Raw genomic sequence first — 19653 nt, 5'->3', positions numbered from 1 at the left:
AGCATATGAATGCCTACTTGGTGTCTTGCTTCGCTCGGTTTTTTTCCACAGATGGACGCAAACGGACAGAGATCAACTTTGGACTGCATGGACAACCTCACCCCTGCCCCTCTCCCAAGGAGAGGGGGAAATGCGCGCATTGCTCGCAAACTGCTCTTGGATCTGATCGAATTACTACCGAGGAGATGGCTTTGACCCGGATCAGGGTTGGGCTAGGATCGACGTACCGAACTTTGCCAATAGTGCATTTGCTTCGCTCAGCGGGATGCGCTTTCCGTTGATGTATGCCGTTACGTACGCGTCGCTGACACCGAGTGTAACGGTCACATCCTTGCGTGTTCTTGCAGCGTCAGTATCCAGGAACATGCCCGTTGTGTAACGGATCTTTCCTGTTGCCGTGCGTTCACTGTTCAATGGCTCAATGTTGAAGATCCGATCCAATGCAACCGGCTTACTGTACACACCGACCTGAACTGTGAAGAACAATCCTTTCACGGTCTCTACTTGTTTCGCTGGTGCTGCGCCGGGTTCATTGTAATACGCGGTAGCATCAACGGGTGGCGTGTAGCTCGCTAACACTTCTTCGGCAGTGGCCGGATATGTGGCCAAAATGGCTTCGTCGGTATTCGCAGGTGGCGTAGTTACAGGTACGGTGGTAGCGGCCGGTACGGTGGTTGAAGTTGCAGGAGCCGGCGTTACAACGGTAGGCGTTGGTGTGGTGGATGCTGGTGCCGTAGTTATAGCTGCACTAGCAGGCTCTACACCAGCGGCACCCGTCTGGCGCATCGCATCACCTAATGGTATGCGTTTTCCGTCCTGGTAAGCAACAACGAAGGCATCACCGTATCCTCTTTCACGTACTAGATCCTTGGCTTTCGCGGCGCCTTCGAAACCGGTGAACATACCGGCGGTGTAGCGTACGAATCCATTGCCTACGGTCTCTCCGGTGATCGGTGTTAGTTCGCTGAATGCGTCCTTCGAGATCCCGGATTTGAATGCACCGATCTGCACTTTGAAAACAATGCCTTCCGGTATTGCTGCGTCAATTGGAATCGCTTCCGTGCGAACAACCGGAGTTGAACGGATGTCGAATACATCTTCCTTCAGCACGGCGGGAATGGTTCCGGCAATTGCAGGCGATGGATCGGATACTGGTGTCGGTGCTGGTGCTGGTGCTGGTGTCGGCACAGGCGAAGGATCTGCGACAGTTGTGCTTGGTGAAACGAGATCGGCGATCGGATCGTTCACAACGCTTGTACGTGTTTCGAGTGCAACCGTCTCCGTAGCGAGATCCGTTTGCATGGTCTGCATCACCATGGATGCTTTGTTGTTACTGTTCAATGCGGCAATGCGCAGACGTTCTGCCACATCGCCGAGTGAATCCGCTCTGGCCATCATTCTACCAGCCCGTAGTTGCAATAAACCAGCGGTCTGCGCGGCTTCATCCGCAGAAACAGATCCACCTGCATTCTCTCCCACCCTGATCGCTTCTGCTCGAAGCGACTCACCAGCAACGCGATCCGCTTGTGCATTGCGTGCTGCTTCATCGGCCGCATTCTGTTGATCCTGGGCTTTAGCACGCGCTTGGAAATAAAGGTTCTGATCCGATCGTGCCTCGATCATCGTGAGCTCTTCAGGGGTCATGTAATAGTATCTAAGCATCCGCTCCCTGAACAACTCGCTCTGCTTCATTTGCTGGAGTTGGATGTCCAACATACGCGCTTCACGATCGCGTTGCACAGAGGCGGTATGCAACGAATCCGATAGTGCTGTATTGCGCACGGCCAGGATCTCCAATTCAGCTTTGTCCCTCTTTTTCGCTGTAGATGCTTCCGTCAAATTCACGGCCGCCAACTCTGCTTTTTCCAATGATGATCTTTCCAGATCAATTGCCTCACGGACCGCGGATTCTGCCATGACCTGAAGTCGATCAGGGTCCTTTATCGTAGGTTCTGGGAAAACCGATGGATCTGAGATGTCCTCCACTTGCAGGAATGACGCATAATACTCGATGGGTCGACGTCGATCCGTGGGCTGTTCACCGATGATCCGTTCCGCAATAGCATCGGCTCTATCCTCAGCTGCGGGTACAATGGTCCCTTCCGTTGTGAGTACCGTCTTTGCGGATGAGCCCTCGCTTGTCGCGGCTGTTGGGTCGTTGTTCAATACAATTGGATCCCCTGTGGTGTTCACCGCTGGTGCCGTTATGCTCGGTTCTGATCCGTTCTCTTCCAAGGTTGCACTTGCTTCCTCACTAGTACTTTCGTTGTTGGCCGGTGGGGTATCGGCAACGATCGGATCGGTACTAGTTGGATCTCGATCCAGGGTCTCCGCTACGGTTTCTGATGCTGATGTATCGATCACGGAAGTCGTAGCTGGTTCACTGATCAAGTCTTCTGCTTCAATTGGGATCACTACTTGATCAACATTATCCGTAACTGTTCCACTTGCGGGTACTGGAACTGGAACCAGTTCCGCTACTTGATCGATCGGTTCGTTGCTCTGGACCGGATCAACATTATCCTCCACGACTTCGGATATCAGTTCATTGTTCTGTTCTGCTTCTGTACTGCCCTCCGTCAATGAAGCTGCGGGATCCGAGATCGTATCCGTATCCGGAGTTCCAGTTGCCTGTGCGATCTGATCTTCGGCTTGGTCGGTCGTGTCATTCCGGACCGGATCCATGGTGTTCAGATCGGTGATCGCGACATCCGTTCCGGAATCTTGTTCCTGTTCGCTATTGGCAGCAATTTCCTCAGACCGTTCCGCAACTGGTTCCGGGATGCCCAATACGCGAGAAGCAACCGTAACGTATTCGAGTTGTTCTCCTTCCTTGAATTCGTCGCTCAGGATATAGTTGTTCACCGTAATTGCCTCGTCGATACTGCGCAACCCTTCCAGCTCCGATCCATACGCGGTACGATACAAGCTATCACGCTCAAAAATATCATTGATCCGGTCCGCTTGCTTGCGCATTTCGGCAGCTTGTTCGAATTGCATATCGGCATCTGAGCGCAATGCTTTGGCCATGACCCACAACGGCTCGTCCACCAACAATGCTTTTGACTTCACAACGGCCTCCAATGTCTTAACACTGTCCTTCGCTTCAGTAAATTCGCTCTTCGTTAGGAACGCGGACCGTTGGCCCAGGTCCGTGCGGATGATGTAGCGCTCATCGTGCAACTGACTCATTTCCTTGATCAACTTATCGTACTCCTTATCTCGTGCATGGCCCATCAGCAGGTTGTTGAGCGAATCAAGTTCCCCCTGGATCCCATCGATACGCGCGAGGTCGGCCGTTTTGAATGCAAGTGCATTGTCCAAGCCATCTGCCCTGTGCGCAAGATCACTTGCGTAGACATTCTTCGGATCGGGGTCTACGCTGATGAAACGGTCAAGAATTGGATGCCGCGCTTTGGCCGTTTCCGGTTCTTTCTCTTCTTGGGAACCGATCACTTCTGAAAGTTGGATCGAATTCATACCGGGTTCCTCCGGCTGTGCCTCCGCGACCTGCTGCGCCACGGCGGCGTACTGTGCTCCTGTTTCAATACGCTCCTCGCGCATCTTGCTCAAACGTGAAATACGCGGAAGGATCGTTCCTGCTTGGCTGGAATCCAATTGCAACACTGCGAGCTGCCTTACCATCTCACCACGGAGACTATCGGCGAGCATCAATTCCAATCCGTTGAGACCATCAGCACGATCAATGGGATCGTCCATTTTCAAGATCCGGGCCTTGTCCTTGGAATAGTCGCTATACAGGTCCGTGATCAAGAGGCTGTCCTTAATTCCAGGATCGAACGTCATCGGCACTCGTTCCATATCGGCTGCTGTAGGTCGCAGATCCTCATCGGTGGCGATCTCGGCATTTGCCTCTTCCGGCTCAGGCACCGGTGCATTCAATAAAACGTCGAGTTCAGCCATGCGCTGTGCGATCTCCTGCTTCTTTCCGGCGTCCTTCTCCGCCTTTTCAATTTGACGCAACTCGGCGAGCTCATTCTCCAGAACGAATCGCTTAGTGGCCGCATCCAGCTCAGATGGTGCTTCAGTGTTCATTACAACCAGTGCATCATTCTCGCCTGCATTCCTGATCTCTTCCGGTGAAAGTTCCTCTGGCGTTGATGCGGTCTTCTCACTTGTCGTGGACGGCACTACCGAAGGGTCGGCTGAACTAACTCTGGTTCGATCTTGATCACTCGTTGTAGCTGGGTCCTTTGTTCCAGTTCCATCGGTGTTATTGGTCTTTCCTGCTATTTGATCATTGGTGCCGTTGCTATTCTCACCAACAGAAGCTAAGCGAACGCTTGGCAATGCAGAAGCGGTGGTATCCTCATCCGGTTTTCCTTGTCCTGTTGGCACATCCGCAACGTCGGTATCGGGCGAAGTCTCTTGGGTAAGTTCCTCACCGGCGACCTCGTTCTTTCTGGTATCAACGCGTTCCGTGACCGATTCTCTTTCCGCAGCACGAGTGGCTGTGATACCGTTGCTTGCCGTAGCCGCATATGAACCGTTCCAATCGAACATGCGCGCTTCTACCTCCGCCTCATTGGTACTTAGTTCCGGATCGTAGCGTTCATCCACTTCAATATTCGCGATACGCGTACCGATGCCACCAATACGTTGACCCAAGGAAGCCACATCATTCTTATCCGGATCGGCTTTGTTCCCGGAACTGGTAGTTGCAAGTTTCTTCGTGAGCATCACTTGCCCCTTCATGACCTTGGTCTCGCGATTGAGCACATCGGCCTTAGCGAATGCGGCTTCGGTCTCATCATGCAGGTATCCCAATTGGGTCTGGTATTCAGCGATCTCTTTTTCCAGCGTTTCCTTCTTGCTCCCTCGCGCTTCCACCACTTCGCGCTTTGCCCTGGCCAGCCTATTTTTCAATTCGGTCTCATCCAAGCTTTTCGAATTGGCCTGTGACATGGCTCTATCCCCTTCTTCCTTCTTCGCGGTGGCCGCCCTGCGCTGCAGTTCCACAAAATCCTTTTCACCACCGGGTCCTGCTTTTTCTTCCAGATGTTTGCGCAATGCGATCAGCAATGGAAGCGCTGCTTTATCGTTGTTCGCATTGAGTGCTTGTTGAACGTCGTTGGATCGTTTGGTCGCGGCAATACCGCGTTGCCGAGCAGCTGCACTTTCGGTCTCCAGATCCAGACCTGTTCGTTGCGCAGCGCGTGCTCGCATGTGTGCATCACGCGCATGCTGCCGCTCGCGCGCGGCATCGGTCATCAGCTTGTTCTTGGCCTCCTCACTCGATGCAGCATTGGCCTCGGTCAACAATTGCTCTGCTCGCGCGGCTGCCTTTTCCGCATCGTTCACCGATGATATTGCAATTCCGAAAGCTTCTTTGCTATCGCTAAGCATCTCATTGGCTTTCATCTCTTCCTCTGCCGCGTCGTTCTGCGCCAATCGCACCGCCGCAGCTTTATCGATATCGCCCGTGAAACCGGCTGCGGTCATTACGTCGCCAATGACCTCTGGCGTCGGCACCACCGCGATCTCTTGGGGCTTTACAACATCAAGCCTAGCCCGCCGTTTGATCTCATCCAACGCCAGCTCAATGATGTCGCCATCCAGTGGTGAATCGAAGTAGTTCCGGATCACAAGTTCTTCCGCACCGCTCTTATTCACCAATTCGATCTCTTGCCGATAGGCTCGCGGCGAATCATTCGCAGGTACATCCACGATCCCTACATGCTTGCGCCCTGTGGGGCCACAATCAACTTGATACCGGAACCGACCACTCCTAGGCAGAGAAATAATGTAGGAGCCATTGATATCCGTTTGAACGTCGATAACGGTTTCCCGTGTGAGGTCATCCACTACAACGATGTGTGCTTTTCGATCAGAAGCATCGAAGCCATTCGCAAAGGTGCCTTTTAGCACCGTCAGGTTCAATTTGAGCTGCTCCGTTGCAACCCGATACACGTGCAGATTCCCTTGACTACTGCTACGCGCACTCGCAAAGCAGGCCTCCTTTTGTTCCGGATCAACAATGTAGAAGATGTCGTCATCCGGTGTGTTGACGGCAAAGTCCATATTCTCCGGTCTGCCGAACGCATCCAACCCTTTATCGAACGATGCCCGGAATACATCATAGCCTCCCATACTGGAATGCCCTTTACTGCTGAAGTAGAACGTTTTGCCATCCGGATGCAGGAATGCAAAATCCTCATCCTGATCGGTGTTGATATAACCCGCCAATTTTACGGGAGAGGCATAACTTCCGTTGACAAGTTCCGACCGATAGATGTCCAGACCCGTCTTGCCATCCTTGCCGTAGCTCCCGAAATAGAAGGTCCCCCCTCTGTCCGGCAAATAGACCAAGCTGCGCAGCTCTTTCTTCTTGTCGTAACTGGTCTTCAGCTCCTCGGGCATTACGACGATCTTGCCCCCGATGTCACTGAGGTCATAGAATCGGAAGAAATCCACATCATTGACCTCCACCTTATTCCGCACCTTAATTTCCTTCAGGTTACTCAATAGCTTTTCGCCATTCCGACATTGCTGTTGCAGCGCTTCAACGGGCCATTTCTCAAGTGCCTTCCTATCGCCCGTGCCAACGAACCGCTGATAGGCCGTCTGGGCATCCTTGAATCTGTAATTGAGATGGTAGGCTCTGCCCAACCAGTACCACGCCATTGTGGGAATTGCGGGAAAATCAGTGGCATATTTCAAATGACCTATTGCCTTTTCCTTATCAGCACCTCCGAAAAGAATACACGTACCGAACAAGTAGTTCAACGTACGATCGCTGGGTTCCAAGCTCACCAACTGCGAGTACATCGGCATTGCTTCGGCAAACTTCTCCGCCTCGAACAATGCATCGGCCTTTGCACGCAATTGTACATCGCCTTGCGCAAGAAGCAAATTCGGTAAGAGCAGTATCAATAAGATTGCTACAGAACGGAACGATCGGTATTCTGGGTCGGCGCATTTCCTTCCGGCCTCGCTAATGATCACATTGCGCACCTCAACAGGACCTTTCAGGATCTTTTCCATCATCGATCTTCACTGTTCTTTCTCGCGAAAGACATCTTGTTCTCCTCACCACGCAAAAGCCGGGCTATATTCTCCCGGTGTGTAAAAAAGACCAACAAACATAGGATTATTGCAAAACCTACTTTGACCGCACTGGCTTCATGGTAAATGAGTGCTACAGCTATTGGAAATGTTATTGCAGCACCCAAGGACCCTAACGAAACATATTTGCTCAGAAGGAATACAACGAGGAATACGATCAGACAGATCAATGCAGCTCCTGGATGGACAGCGAGAACACCGCCCAGCGAGGTGGCCATTCCCTTACCTCCTCTGAACTTTGCCATGATCGGATAGAGGTGCCCGAGTACAGCCGCGAATAGCAATGCTACACGCAACCACATCCAAGGCGCAGTATCCGGTTCAAGGTCACTGAAATTCGGGAGCAGGCGAACGGGAATGAACCCTTTCAGGATGTCTATCACAAGCACAGGTACCCCGGCACGCCAACCCAATACCCTGAACGTATTTGTTGCTCCGGCATTCCTGCTCCCATGCTCGCGAACATCCACTCCATAGAATGCCTTACCCCACCAAACACTTGATGGTATGCTGCCGAAAAAGTACGCGACAACAATTGCACTGATGCTATATACCCAAGGGAACTCCATTTATCACAACCTGAAACGTTCTCGGAAATCGTCCACTTTACGTTTCGTACCGATGATGAACTGATAGGCCGGTTCGTCCTTTTTCGCATCAACTGTGCGCTTATCATCCTTAAGCTCACTGATCATTGTATTGAAACTTGCATCGCTACTATAAGCGTAAAGGTAATTCCGTGTGTATTGGAAGAAGTAGTAGGTCTGGTCATCAAGAGCCAAATAGATGGTCATGATGTCCCCGCTTCTCTTCCGTTCCAGATGCACTTTACCCTTTACCATACGATAGACCGGTTTCTTCAGAATGGTCGCAACCGCGATCTCGCCATCGCTCAACCAACTTTGTTCCGGGCCATCCCATTTCAAGCGGACATCGCCAAGTACGATCGGCTTCACCAATTCATCGGGTAGTTTTTTGATCTCTCCTTTAATGCTCAACTCACTGATGAGCTTATCGGAGGCCTCCAATCCAAGTACCTCGCGCAACATCTTCTCGTAGTTGGTCTTTGCGAGATCCATTGGTTTCTGATCAGGATAGGCCAATATCTCCGCTGCCATCCGTTCCAACGCATTGTCATGGAACAAGAAGTCCGCCATCATGACCATATTGCCGCTGGCCAGATCGGCTTCCGCGTCGAACCGCATATTACCTACGTTGGTCAATTTTATCTGACCAAGTTCACGCCTAGATCCACTTTACCATCAGCGAGCACTGTGCAATTGTCCACGGCCAATGCTACCAGATCACCTGGAAGTTCACGTTGGCGGATCTTGTCCTTGTTGGAGATCATGTACTCCTTCCGCCCTTTGTCATAGAACAACAGGCCCTTCGCACTGATCACTTTCTGGTCCTTATCATCCTTCGTTCGGCTCAAGAATGTCCCGTACATACTGAAAGGGTCTTCATAGGTGAGGTAAATGCCTGCACCTATCAGAGCGCCCTGATCATCATACAAGGTATCCGCAACCGGGATGAATACTTCAGCAGGGTCGATCTCACCAGTGAATGACATCCAGTTCCGAGCAAGTCCTTCGCAACCATGTTGGATACGGGTGCTACCACTGAAGGTGAGATCCTTGGCACTGGCCACCAATCGCACATCACCGAAAAAGTCGAACGCCGGGCTCAGTTGAAAGTCCTGTTCCTTGGTAATGGAGCCAAGCGCGTTGGTCTGATAGGCCGTATCCACATTGATGTTGCGAAGCTCTATCTTAAAGCTCTTGTTGTTCTCATCGACGTAATCAATGAAGCCTTTTCCGCTGTACTGACGTTTGGCCTTAATGACGATGTTGGCATCGTATATCTTGTGATATTTGGTAACGAAATTGGCCAGTACCTCTGCGTGATCGAGCGGATCCATTTCGGCATTCTTACGGACCCTTACGGTGAGGCTATCGGGTGTGATCAACGCATCCGCGACCTGGATGTATTGCACACTCGTTGCCGTGATCAAGTGTCGTTTAAGATCGTACCGGGCTTTGGGCGCCATGAAACTAAGCGAGTCCTGATCGGGTCTGCTGCTTATGAAATTGGAACCAGCGAGCTGCAGATCCTCGTTGGCTGCCGCAGCTGTACGATCGCTTTCCAATTCGATATCGCCCTGATCCATGAACCACTTGAACCGGTCCATGTAGCAGAAATACTGGTTCACCGGGAATTCCACTTTCGTTTCATCTCCGTTGCTCACGAATTCTCCGACCCGCTCATCCAGATCAATGGTACTGTTCACGTTGTCCGTGCGGAATGCAATGCTGGCCGTGTCTCCTTCGGTCAACCGGAAATCACTGGTATCCGCGTGGATCAACATCGTCTCAAATTCATACAGATCGGACCTCAATGTGGCATTTCCGAAATCCGCCAGACCAGCCCCGGTCATTCCGGATGGTTTCAGATCGGTGGTACCATGCAACAATGTCTGCCCACCGAACATTGCCATTGGCTTGCGTAACATTTCCGTGCGCAATAGATCATCGGCAGGTGTTAACCGTACGAAGAGGTCGCCTCCTTGTACCTCAGGCACTTTTGTGGGAGTTGTTGCGGCCACGTTGGTCAAGGTATCCGCACGGCCCAAGGTGCTGTCGGGCATGAAGATCAACGACTTGGAACTTACCGTCGTTGTGAGGTATTCCAACGTTCCATTTCCTTGCAGGCCTCGGCCGTTAAGCGTGATGGTAGCGTTGAATTTCGCTTTGCGGCCGTAGAGCGGCAACCCAGCTGTTCCAGTGGCCCGCTCAAAGCCCAATGCATAATCATTCTGTAGGGTGATTGGTTCCTTGATGTCCGGGAATATCCCGCCACTTACCAAGGTACCATTGAACGTAAGCCCCTCGTTGGTAAAGTTGTCCAGGCTATCGATCTGGAATGGATCGGACCGGTAGTAGAATTTATCGCGGACATACACTCCGCGTTGAATATTACCACGATCATAGAATACGAAACTCTCTTTGGCACTGTTGAATTTCGGATAGGCCGTATAGTCCTTCTGGTTGATACCGCTTTTGTTACTTGGCGCATCGATCTCCAACGTACCACTTACCTGTTCCAACACATTCTTAACGCGTTTAAGCGTGTGCTTGCCTTCGTCATTCTTTTCAAAACTGGTGGCCATGAAGCTCACGGAATCGACGTTGAGGAGATCAATGGTGAACGGTTCATAATGGAAGAAGTATTCCTTGCCGAAATACTCCAATCGCCCGGCCTGAATGACTCCGCCGAACGTAAAATCCCTTCCTTTCTTGACGATCACCGTCTTATCACTGGGAAAGATCTTAACATCCTGTGAATCACTCATAAGAATTCGCGTTACGCCCATCAGCGTAAGGTCATTGTTGAGCAGATTGATGCTCGCATTTACTGAACCGTCCATCTCACTGTTGAACTGGAGCGCGTCGTAATCCCGTTTTTCGGCACTGTTAAGAATATGCTGGCGCAATCTGGGCGAGGTTTCCACCCATTCCGTTTCCACATCATATTTCAGGTAGCCCTTGTTGGCCATGTCGATCATTAACGAGGTGATCTGTTCTTTCTGGATCTTGCTGTAGACCGCGAATTCCCCAGCGTAGAATTTCCCTTCGTTCTGTTTGCTGAAATCATTGAGACGGACCAGTGGATGGACCGCGTCGATACCCAGCATGCTCGTATATCTCTTCAATCGGAAATAGTCGAAACTCTCGAAGCTCGCTTTATTCTGTGTGCTACCGGAAAGGTTGCCCATTTCGATCAATGGATCTCCTTGTTTCCAGGTCAGCACTTCGAAATACATATCGAGCTCGTGATATGAATCAAAGAAGGGAGACTTGCTCATTCCTTCATCCTTCTTGATCAGGGAGAGCTGCTTCTTATCCTTAAGAAAACGGAAACTGACACTCGGGTGATAAAGGGAATCCTTGTCCAATTTCACGTAGACTGCAACGTCATCGCTCGTGATGCGTTCGGGCTCAATGGAATACATGAGGCCACTGGTAACAATGAATGGTCGCTTATCCCTGTACATCGTGAGGTATGCAGGCTCTTCTTTGGTACCATACCCTTGCAGTTTGGCCCCTTGCAATGTGAATCCACCTTCGAAATCCACACCTTCCGCAATATCCTGGATCTTCTGGCGCCGATCATATCCTTCGAACCGTGGATAACTGGCATTGTCCTCTTTTACGTTGGCTAGTACTTTATCGGTCAGCTTACCAAGTAGGATCCTGTCGAAATACGGATCCGTCAATCTTACCGAATCGATCTCAAAGGCGGCGCTCTTCATTTTGATCGAATACGCATGGTCCCAATCCACATAGGTTGCAGTTTCCTTCAACCCGGCTCGCACCCAATTCACTTTACCACCCTTCCCTTCCCAAAGCTCCTGTGTAGGGAAATAGGTCCCTGAAGTTCCCATGATCACCGCACTATCTCCCTTGGCCAAGCAAACAAGATCGGACCTAGGGAAAATGATCAACGGGATACTATCGAATTGAAAGGTGAACTTATTGGTTCGGCTCTTCCACTCGGTACTAGCGCTTTTGAAGATGGTGCTCTCCCGGAACAGCCCAGCACACATGCCCAGAAATGTTACAACGTTCTGTTTGCGCCCACTTTCCACCATTTGTTCAAGGCCGCGTAACCACGCATCCATTTCCTCGCTGGTTCGTCCGCTATTCGGAAAAGCGGTGACAACGCTCATCAGATCACGGAAATCCGGGAATGCAGAGAAGCGTTTCTTCAGCATGAAGTTCGAAATATTCATGATCTGGACCCGTTGGCGCTCATTGTAGAAGCTCCCGTTCCAGACCGGTGCGAACTCTTCCTCCATGAACTTCCTGCCTTCCTTTCGATCCGCATCCATGATGAACGTGGTCATTTCTGCCAGAAAGGTCGCTTGATCCGCAGTAAACGGTTTGGTCTGCGCATTAGCCGATGGAGAAAGACCAAACACCATGACAATGCTCAATACGATCGCCATGACCGACGGCGCGAATGACCAGCTTAAGCGTGAACGAACATTACCCTGCAGAACTGTGAATTTTTCAAATTCCACGGCTGGTTTCTGGCACATAATTCTGTTCATGGTAATACACCTTGATCCATTCTTGGTTCACTCTTGACCCAAAGGTCGTCTACATCCCAATAAAGCCCAATCCCCTTCGTTCAACCGTTCATGTATGGTAAGCCCTACTTCTTTGGCGCGTTGGATCAGCATGTGCCTGTCCGTTACGACAAAGCCGCTCAGGAACAACAGACCGCCGGGGAGTAGCGCATCATACATCAACTGCATTGCTTCGAGCAAGGTGTTGCGTTCTATGTTGGCCAAGATAGCATCGAATCGTCGATCGCCCATTGCTTGTGCATCTCCAGTTTCCACCACGATATGCTCACAGTTGTTGCGCAGAACATTCTCACGCCCGTTCTGCATCACATCAGGATCAATATCGATCGCGACGCACGAAGAAGCACCCATTCGTTCCGCTAAAATGGCAAGCACTCCGGTGCCACACCCTAGGTCGCAAACGCTCTTATTCTTTAGCTCAACATCCAACATGGCCAGAACCATCATACGCGTAGTTGCATGGTGCCCAGTACCAAAGGCCATGCGGGGCGTAATGACCAGTTCATGCTCAAAACCCGTTTTGCTCGGATGAAAGTCCGCACGGATCCGGACCTTGGATCCTACTTCAACCGGTTGAAAACTGCTTTCCCATTCCGCATTCCAATTCCTTGCAGGCATGTCCGCTTTGGTCCACGTAACGTTCACATGTGGATCCCGCAGCGTCATCAATTTCCGCAATGCGGATGCGTCGAACTGTTCGGCTTTTATGTACGCCTTCAATTCGCCACTCTCGTGGGAAGGGTCCGTAAAACTCTCATCGAAACTGTCATAACCGAGCTCGCCAAGTTCGACCATTAGAATGTCGCGCCAAGGATCAACCGGGGCTAGCCGGAATGTTACTTCAGTGTATGTCAATGGAGTTGTTTTTAATTGAACACTACGTTCGTGGTACCCCTTGGAACAAAGCGCGTACCGATCGTGTACTTAGGTCCTAATGTAAAGTACGTTATGGCTTGTTCGTCTTCCCGGCTATTCGCACAAGCTCCAGAAAATCCGAGGCCTTGAGGGCAGCACCGCCAATAAGGCCACCATTAACATCGGCGTTGGAGAATAGGCTTTCGGCGTTGTCCGGCTTGCAGCTTCCACCATAGAGGATCGGCACGTTAAGTGCGACCGGATCACCATGCGATCTGAGCAGACTGCGAATGTGCGCGTGCATTTCCTGTGCTTGTTCAGCGCTTGCCGTAAGTCCTGTGCCGATCGCCCAAACAGGCTCATAGGCCACGACCACTTTCACCAATTGCTCGTTCGCGAGGCCACCAAGCGCCTCTTTCATTTGCCCACTGACCACATCGAAGTGTTTCCCAGCCTTCCGTTCCTCCTCGCGTTCGCCGCAGCAGTAGATCGGAATTAGTCCATGGGCCAAAAGCGTGACGATCTTCTTTGCAACATCGGCATCGGTCTCGCCGAAGTACTGGCGCCTTTCACTATGGCCAACTATGCATGCGCTCACCCCGATGCTCTTAAGCATGGCCACACTTACTTCTCCGGTGTAGGCGCCCTGTTCAGCGAAATGACAGTTCTGTGCAGCTACAATAACGTTGGGCAAGCGCTCTGCTGCTTCTGCCAAGAAAGGATATGCAGGTGCTACTACGACCACCACATTCTGCGGCAGTGTATCCCGCTCTTTCGCGATCTCATCGATCAATGCCAACGCTTCCGCGTGGTCCTTATGCATTTTCCAGTTGCCCGCTACAATGGTCTTCATTGTGGGCAAAGATCGCATCATCCTAAAAACAAGGTCTTTTTTCGATCAATGAACGATGAACAGAGGATCGTGATCAACTTTTTCCAGGAAGTGCAGCAATTGGAAAAACCTATTTCAACGTCCCATCAACTTCAACGATATCCGGCACGTCATTATCGTGCCATTTGCCGCGAACTGTTCCTTGTTGCAATAACAAGATACCCGGGTTGCTGCGGATCACGGTCTTCACCGTTTTCTCATCGCATTGCAGGAAATCAAATGATAGCTGATGCTCATGGCGCATGGTCTCAACGTCTTCCCATGTGTTCGCGCTAACACCGTATACGTACCATCCTTTCTTACTGGCGGTATCAGCAAGTTGAGCGATCTCGGCAAGATGATCGGTACGCGTCGACTCAACGTTATACATCATGATCAGGAGAACAGGAGTCGGTTCAGCCAAAATATCCTCGGTGATCTCATTGCCATCACCATCCGTTAACAAGAAATCCGACACTTGCGATAGGATACCCGGTTCCAGTTCAACGACACGCGTACTGTTCGGAACATTCACATAAGTGCTATCATTCCACGGATAAGGCTTACTTGTATCGAATTCCGTCACCTCTCCGGTAGCGATCTTTTTGTAGCTGACGAACGTTTGGTTCACCGGTGGCTTAGCTACCGCGCGTTGCTCAACAATGCTATTACCCACAGCATAAGGCCTGTAGTCACGGATAGGCAAATGTGCAAAGCAGTACCAGGTGAACACCAAAGTGATCACTGTGACCCATGCGGCAGTGATCCATTCTGCCTTAACTCCTTCTATGGTCTTCTTGATCACAAGATAGCCGACCACACCGACCAACGTGAACCATACCGGTCCCCACCACGTGAATATCCAGCTCCAAAAGGCTACCAGGACCAAGCCAACAGGCAGTAGGATCATGTCATCCGCGGTGGTATTCCAACCCGTATCCGCACGCATGAACGCGGCGAGCAGGATCGGAATGAGCAGAATGAATAAGATCGCATCCTTCGAAAAGCTTTCCCATGGCGTTAGGCTGCGCCCAACGGAACCTTTCATTGCATCGCCAAAACAGCCGCAATCACTCACGCAGGTCATCTCGCGTTCAATCTCTTGACCATTCTCCATGATGGTATAGGTCATTGGTGTACCTGTATCATGCCGATCATTACACGTGCCGGTGAACGCCGTAAGCCAGCCAAAGAAGATCGTGAGCAGAACCAATGATACCGTTGCCAACTTCAACCTACCACCCACCAGAACCGCAAAGCCAAGCACGATCTCTGCCAAGCAAGCGAGCACAGCTAACCCCAAAGCATAAGGCATTAGACCGGGCATGTTCAACGCGCTTTCAGCAAAGTACTCCTCCAATTTATATGAGAAGCCCAAAGGGTCATTGGCCTTGATAAGGCCACTGACAATGAACAATGAACCAACGAGGATCCGACAAATGAGAATAAGAATGCGCATGGGTCAATGTTTATTTGCAAGCTGTTCAACGCTTCGGGGCTAAGTTATAACCAAGCCACTTGGGCCTGCCCATCTTAACATACGATCAACATTTTACACGAATTCTGGGGATCAATACCGAGGGAAGTCGTTGCCGCTCTGGTTTGCATTAGTGGCGAGGAACGCCAATCGTGAGGCACGTTCCGTCATTAGGCGTTGCACTTGGGGTGCAACTTTGGACTCGTACTCCTTACTCCAAAGGATCTGTCCGTTCAAAGGCATGAAATTCGCCATACCCATGGGCATATCGAAGAAGGAGAGATCCATACCTGATACCGGCTCGAACATGATGATACCGATCTCCAAAGAGACCTCCTTGCCATCACCTTGCCATTCACCACCGTGCGTATCCACACTGAAACATTTCGTTACGCGACCGTCCTTCACGAACCGGATGACATAGTAGGCACCATTATCGAGATCAACGTTGTACTTTCCATTGGCTCCGGTATAGAACGGCTTCAAACGCTCACCATCCTTATAGACCTTGACCATAACACCGGACATAGGTATGTTGCCCTCTAACTCCGTAACAAGACCATACACTCGTAGATGAGCCGCTGACACCGAGCTTCCAAGTACCACAAGAAGAGCTAAAAGAAGAATACGCATGCTGTTCGATGTCATTCGCAGCTTGCAAAGCTATCGTCGAGGACCCGCTTGATCAAGCGAAGATGCCTCAACTTCGTGATGAGTTATGAACAGTATAATGTGGTTCAACTTTGCGGAAGTAAACCATTTCGGAAGGATGAACTACCCCTTGCCTTCGTCCTGCTGGATCATTGCGAACGCTGCATAATTCACGATGTCCAAAAAATTCGCATCAATTCCTTCGCTTACCAATGTCGCACCCGCATTATCCTCTATCTGCTTGATGCGAAGCAACTTCATCAGGATAAGATCCACCAAGGAGCTAACGCGCATGGACCTCCATGCTTCGCCATAATCATGGTTCTTCCGTTCCATGAGATCCCGTGCTGCATTGATCCGGGTCCGAACAAGATCCGTAGCTTCATTGGCGTTGATATCAGGCACATCCACTACCCCTTTCCTCAATTGCACTAAGGCCATGGCAGCGTAATTCAATATTCCCACCAGCTCTGGTCGGATCCCTTCACCGACCTTATTCTCACCTGTCTGTTGCAGGGTACGAATACGCTGCGCTTTGATGAAGATCTGGTCAGTTAGTGACGGAACCCGAAGGATGCGCCAGGCCGTGCCATAATCCTGAGCCTTTCTAGAGAACAGGTCCAAGCATTCCGTAACTACACGATCATACTGATCAAGGGTCTTTTTCATTCCGCGGGGCGAAGGTATTGGTAAGTGCAGGATCTCAATTCAAAATGACCCCGATCCCGAAGAGGATCCAGAATTCCGGACATTTGAGGCGTGGAACAATTGAAGACTACTTCTTGGCGGGTAAAAGACCGCTTGGTGAATCCGAAGTTTCCCTTGGTCATGGGAATACTGAACGTTACACCGGATTCATTTCATCCAGCGAGTCGTGTGGGAACAGATGGTGCATTGCGCCTCGCTGAACAAATGTTGAATGAAGGTGCCGCTATTCTGGATATCGGTGGAGCAAGCTCCCGACCAGGGGCAAAGCCCATCTCTGCCGAATATGAACTGAATCGCGTTCTGTCTGTGATCTCTGCCATTCATGAGCGGTTTCCTGAGGCGTTGATCAGCATTGACACGTACCATGCACGCGTAGCGAAGGAAGCTGTAGCCCATGGTGCTAGTATGGTGAATGATATCGGTGCCGGCAGGTTGGATGAAGACATGCTTACAACTGTTGCTGTACTTGGTGTTCCCTATGTTGTAATGCACATGCAAGGCACACCGAAGGATATGCAGAATGAACCATTGTATTCCGATGTGGTAGAAGAGGTTGTGCTCTTCCTAAGTCAGCGTATCAATGCAGCCCATAAAGCGGGTATTGCCGACGTGATCATTGACCCGGGATTCGGTTTTGGGAAGACCACTGTACATAACTATGCTTTATTGAACGGACTTGAACAGATGGTTGCGCTTGGATATCCTGTTCTCGTAGGTGTTTCCCGTAAACGAATGATCAATGAGGTCTTGGGAATTTCTTCCGGTGAAGCACTCCATGGCACATCCATACTGAATACCATCGCGATCATGAATGGTGCAGTGATCCTGCGCGTGCATGACGTAAAAGAAGCTGTGCAGGTGATCAAATTGGTAGCAGCAACTCGCTGACCGATCAGAAACGTGCTCTTTTCCGGTTACGCGTGATCGTCGCATTCTTACCCGAGCGTTTCGCTTCTTTCTCCTGTCTCGTACGCTCTCGATCATACATGATCATGGCCCGTGCCAACTCAATTCTGCGCTGTTCGGTATACTCCACATCCCAGTTGAGATTGCGCACGCTATGCTTGTATTGCGCTAGGCCGAGCGGCATTTCAAAAACTGCAAAATCAAAGCCATCGATCCACTTGACCATGGTCATTTGCAAATACATTTCATAGAATGGTACATCCGGGAACATGGGTACGTCCCTGGCATCAATGTGCACATGTTTGGTAACCATATCTTCGCGATAGAACCAAACGAGATAATCATACCCGCGCTCCAGAAAGATCTCGTATTTCCCATTCCAAGAGGTGATCACCGTTTCTCTCTCCACGCTATCCTTAACCAAACGTACCTGTACACCTTTCAACCCTTCACCGGAATAATATTCGGTCACATCACCATGCAGTTGGATATAGAAAGCGCTCGTATCGGAAACTTCCGCAACCAATAAGGTAGCTGCAACAATGCAACGGATCAGACCTGAATGGATCGGTTGCTTTATCTCAAGCATCCAATGCTGTTCTTTGAATTTGTGACCCATGTGCCGCACTCACCCTATCTTTGAATACATGGGTCTTAGAATCCATAAAACACACCAAAGAGGTATCCTTGCCAATGCCTCGCAGACACAGTGCAGTAAAGCACAAAAGATATCTCAACATTTGACCAATATGCAAAGATACCTAAGTCGACAAGTTCTGGAAAGACCCTGATCAACAGTTATCAGCCCTGAGCTATGTAGATCTTTTCCGATCCTTAACGTTCCATTCACGTTCCATGCCCCGCCCAAGCTAACTTTGCCGCCTTCCATGGCAGCTAGTAGAGACCGGTCCCAATTGCGATTGAACCGCGTATTCCGCATTACATTCATCTGGGTTTTAGTTGGCTTTATTGCGGCTTTGTTCGAACACAATGTGTTGCTTGTACATGGTATCCCCAGCACGTATGCCGAGCATTTGAACGAACGGTTCATCACCTCGTTACTAGCGGGTTTATTTGGTGGTGGTATCTACATCTTGATCCTTAGAGACCGTTTACGCAAATACTCGTTCGTGAAGGCGATCACCATAATGGCCGTGATCATGTTCTTTGTGATCACGTTCACGGGGGCTGTTGTTCCTGCTTTGAGCGCTAGTGACCCGTTCGCGAACGTATTCCTCGAACACCTAAGTAGTCCGCGTTTCCTAGGTCAATACATGTTCTGGACCATATTGGTCGGAGCCAGTGTTTTCATGGTGCGCCTTAACGATCAATTCGGAAGCGGAGGTATTGCCTATTTGACCGGACGATACCATAAACCGCAACAGGAAATGCGCGTATTCATGTTCCTGGATATGCGTTCTTCCACCTCCATCGCAGAGCGATTGGGAAACGTGAAGTATTTCCAATTGTTGAACGAATTGTATACCGATATCACCGACCCTATCGTGGATGCACGTGGAGAGATCTACCAATATGTAGGTGATGAAGTAAGCGTTACGTGGCCCTTGCGGCGTGGTATAATTCGCTACCGGTGCATCGTGTGCTTCTTTAACATCCGCAAAAAGCTCCGGACCAGAGCTCCATATTACAAAAAACGCTACGGTATTGAACCCTTATTCAAAGCAGGATTCCACTACGGCGAGGTTACCGCAGGTGAAGTAGGCCGAGTGAAGAAGGAGCGGATCTTCAGTGGCGATGTAGTGAATACAGCTGCCCGCATCCAGAACAGCTGCAACGCACACGGTGTGGATAATTTGATATCCAAAGATCTATTGGATGTGCTCCAACTGCCTGAGACATTCAAGGTCCGTGAGATCGGCAATATCGACCTACGCGGAAAACGGTTCACAACGAGTTTGTGGACATTGGAGGAGTAGAACGAGATCC

The 19653-nt window shown here is 50.5% G+C and carries 12 protein-coding genes; 2 read left to right on the top strand and 10 right to left on the bottom strand.

Features of this window, described 5'->3' with window-relative positions:
• Window positions 1–201: 201 nt before the first annotated feature.
• The 9 genes from IPF95_12710 to IPF95_12670 all read right to left on the bottom strand — a co-directional run bounded on the left by IPF95_12710 (window position 202) and on the right by IPF95_12670 (window position 16761).
• Window positions 202–7008, bottom strand: a complete 6807-nt coding sequence (locus IPF95_12710; GenBank protein ID MBK6475551.1) for a PD40 domain-containing protein — start codon at window positions 7006–7008, stop codon at window positions 202–204.
• Window positions 7005–7655: a glycerol-3-phosphate 1-O-acyltransferase PlsY gene (plsY, locus tag IPF95_12705; GenBank protein ID MBK6475550.1), complete on the bottom strand. Its 651-nt coding sequence runs from the start codon at window positions 7653–7655 to the stop codon at window positions 7005–7007. Before plsY ends, IPF95_12710 begins: the two co-directional genes overlap by 4 nt.
• Before the next feature lie 3 nt (window positions 7656–7658).
• Window positions 7659–8309 carry a hypothetical protein gene (locus IPF95_12700; GenBank protein ID MBK6475549.1) on the bottom strand — a complete coding sequence of 217 codons (651 nt, stop codon included), beginning with the start codon at window positions 8307–8309 and terminating at the stop codon, window positions 7659–7661.
• A gap of 2 nt (window positions 8310–8311) precedes the next feature.
• A complete protein-coding gene (locus IPF95_12695) occupies window positions 8312–12187 on the bottom strand; it encodes a hypothetical protein (protein MBK6475548.1) in 3876 nt (1291 codons plus the stop codon).
• A gap of 39 nt (window positions 12188–12226) precedes the next feature.
• Entirely contained in the window at window positions 12227–13093 is an 867-nt protein-coding gene (gene prmA, locus IPF95_12690) for a 50S ribosomal protein L11 methyltransferase (GenBank protein ID MBK6475547.1), read from the bottom strand.
• A 91-nt stretch (window positions 13094–13184) separates the two neighbouring features.
• Window positions 13185–13946, bottom strand: coding sequence for a triose-phosphate isomerase (locus tag IPF95_12685; GenBank protein ID MBK6475546.1), 762 nt, complete (start codon window positions 13944–13946; stop codon window positions 13185–13187).
• A 109-nt stretch (window positions 13947–14055) separates the two neighbouring features.
• On the bottom strand, window positions 14056–15423 hold the full coding sequence (locus IPF95_12680; GenBank protein MBK6475545.1) for a DoxX family protein: 1368 nt from the start codon (window positions 15421–15423) through the stop codon (window positions 14056–14058).
• A 111-nt stretch (window positions 15424–15534) separates the two neighbouring features.
• Entirely contained in the window at window positions 15535–16074 is a 540-nt protein-coding gene (locus IPF95_12675; GenBank protein ID MBK6475544.1) for a hypothetical protein, read from the bottom strand.
• Between the two features lie 141 nt (window positions 16075–16215).
• Window positions 16216–16761, bottom strand: coding sequence for a DUF1599 domain-containing protein (locus IPF95_12670; GenBank protein MBK6475543.1), 546 nt, complete (start codon window positions 16759–16761; stop codon window positions 16216–16218).
• Window positions 16762–16920: 159 nt separating this feature from the next.
• On the opposite strand from IPF95_12670, the gene folP reads away from it, so the two are divergent.
• The gene (gene folP / locus IPF95_12665; protein ID MBK6475542.1) at window positions 16921–17688 is read left to right on the top strand and encodes a dihydropteroate synthase; all 768 of its coding nucleotides are present in this window, start codon (window positions 16921–16923) and stop codon (window positions 17686–17688) included.
• 4 nt (window positions 17689–17692) lie between these two features.
• Here folP and IPF95_12660 read toward each other — a convergent pair whose 3' ends face one another.
• Window positions 17693–18325, bottom strand: a complete 633-nt coding sequence (locus tag IPF95_12660) for a hypothetical protein (protein MBK6475541.1) — start codon at window positions 18323–18325, stop codon at window positions 17693–17695.
• A gap of 268 nt (window positions 18326–18593) precedes the next feature.
• Between IPF95_12660 and IPF95_12655 the strand changes: the two genes are divergently transcribed.
• The gene (locus IPF95_12655; protein ID MBK6475540.1) at window positions 18594–19643 is read left to right on the top strand and encodes an adenylate/guanylate cyclase domain-containing protein; all 1050 of its coding nucleotides are present in this window, start codon (window positions 18594–18596) and stop codon (window positions 19641–19643) included.
• The last annotated feature ends 10 nt before the right edge of the window (window positions 19644–19653 follow it).

Source organism: Flavobacteriales bacterium (genome assembly GCA_016704485.1).
In the GTDB taxonomy this organism is placed as follows: Bacteria; Bacteroidota; Bacteroidia; order Flavobacteriales_F; family PHOS-HE28; genus PHOS-HE28.
This window is presented reverse-complemented; position numbering and strand designations above follow the sequence as displayed.

What these genes read in the sequence shown, in the direction of transcription:
- IPF95_12710 (MBK6475551.1), bottom strand. Translation starts at nt 7,008, where the DNA reads ATGATGGAAAAGATCCTGAAAGGTCCTGTTGAGGTGCGCAATGTGATC.
- plsY (MBK6475550.1), bottom strand. Translation starts at nt 7,655, where the DNA reads ATGGAGTTCCCTTGGGTATATAGCATCAGTGCAATTGTTGTCGCGTAC.
- IPF95_12695 (MBK6475548.1), bottom strand. Translation starts at nt 12,187, where the DNA reads ATGTGCCAGAAACCAGCCGTGGAATTTGAAAAATTCACAGTTCTGCAG.
- IPF95_12685 (MBK6475546.1), bottom strand. Translation starts at nt 13,946, where the DNA reads ATGAAGACCATTGTAGCGGGCAACTGGAAAATGCATAAGGACCACGCG.
- IPF95_12680 (MBK6475545.1), bottom strand. Translation starts at nt 15,423, where the DNA reads ATGCGCATTCTTATTCTCATTTGTCGGATCCTCGTTGGTTCATTGTTC.
- IPF95_12675 (MBK6475544.1), bottom strand. Translation starts at nt 16,074, where the DNA reads ATGCGTATTCTTCTTTTAGCTCTTCTTGTGGTACTTGGAAGCTCGGTG.
- IPF95_12670 (MBK6475543.1), bottom strand. Translation starts at nt 16,761, where the DNA reads ATGAAAAAGACCCTTGATCAGTATGATCGTGTAGTTACGGAATGCTTG.
- folP (MBK6475542.1), top strand. Translation starts at nt 16,921, where the DNA reads ATGGGAATACTGAACGTTACACCGGATTCATTTCATCCAGCGAGTCGT.
- IPF95_12660 (MBK6475541.1), bottom strand. Translation starts at nt 18,325, where the DNA reads ATGGGTCACAAATTCAAAGAACAGCATTGGATGCTTGAGATAAAGCAA.
- IPF95_12655 (MBK6475540.1), top strand. Translation starts at nt 18,594, where the DNA reads ATGGCAGCTAGTAGAGACCGGTCCCAATTGCGATTGAACCGCGTATTC.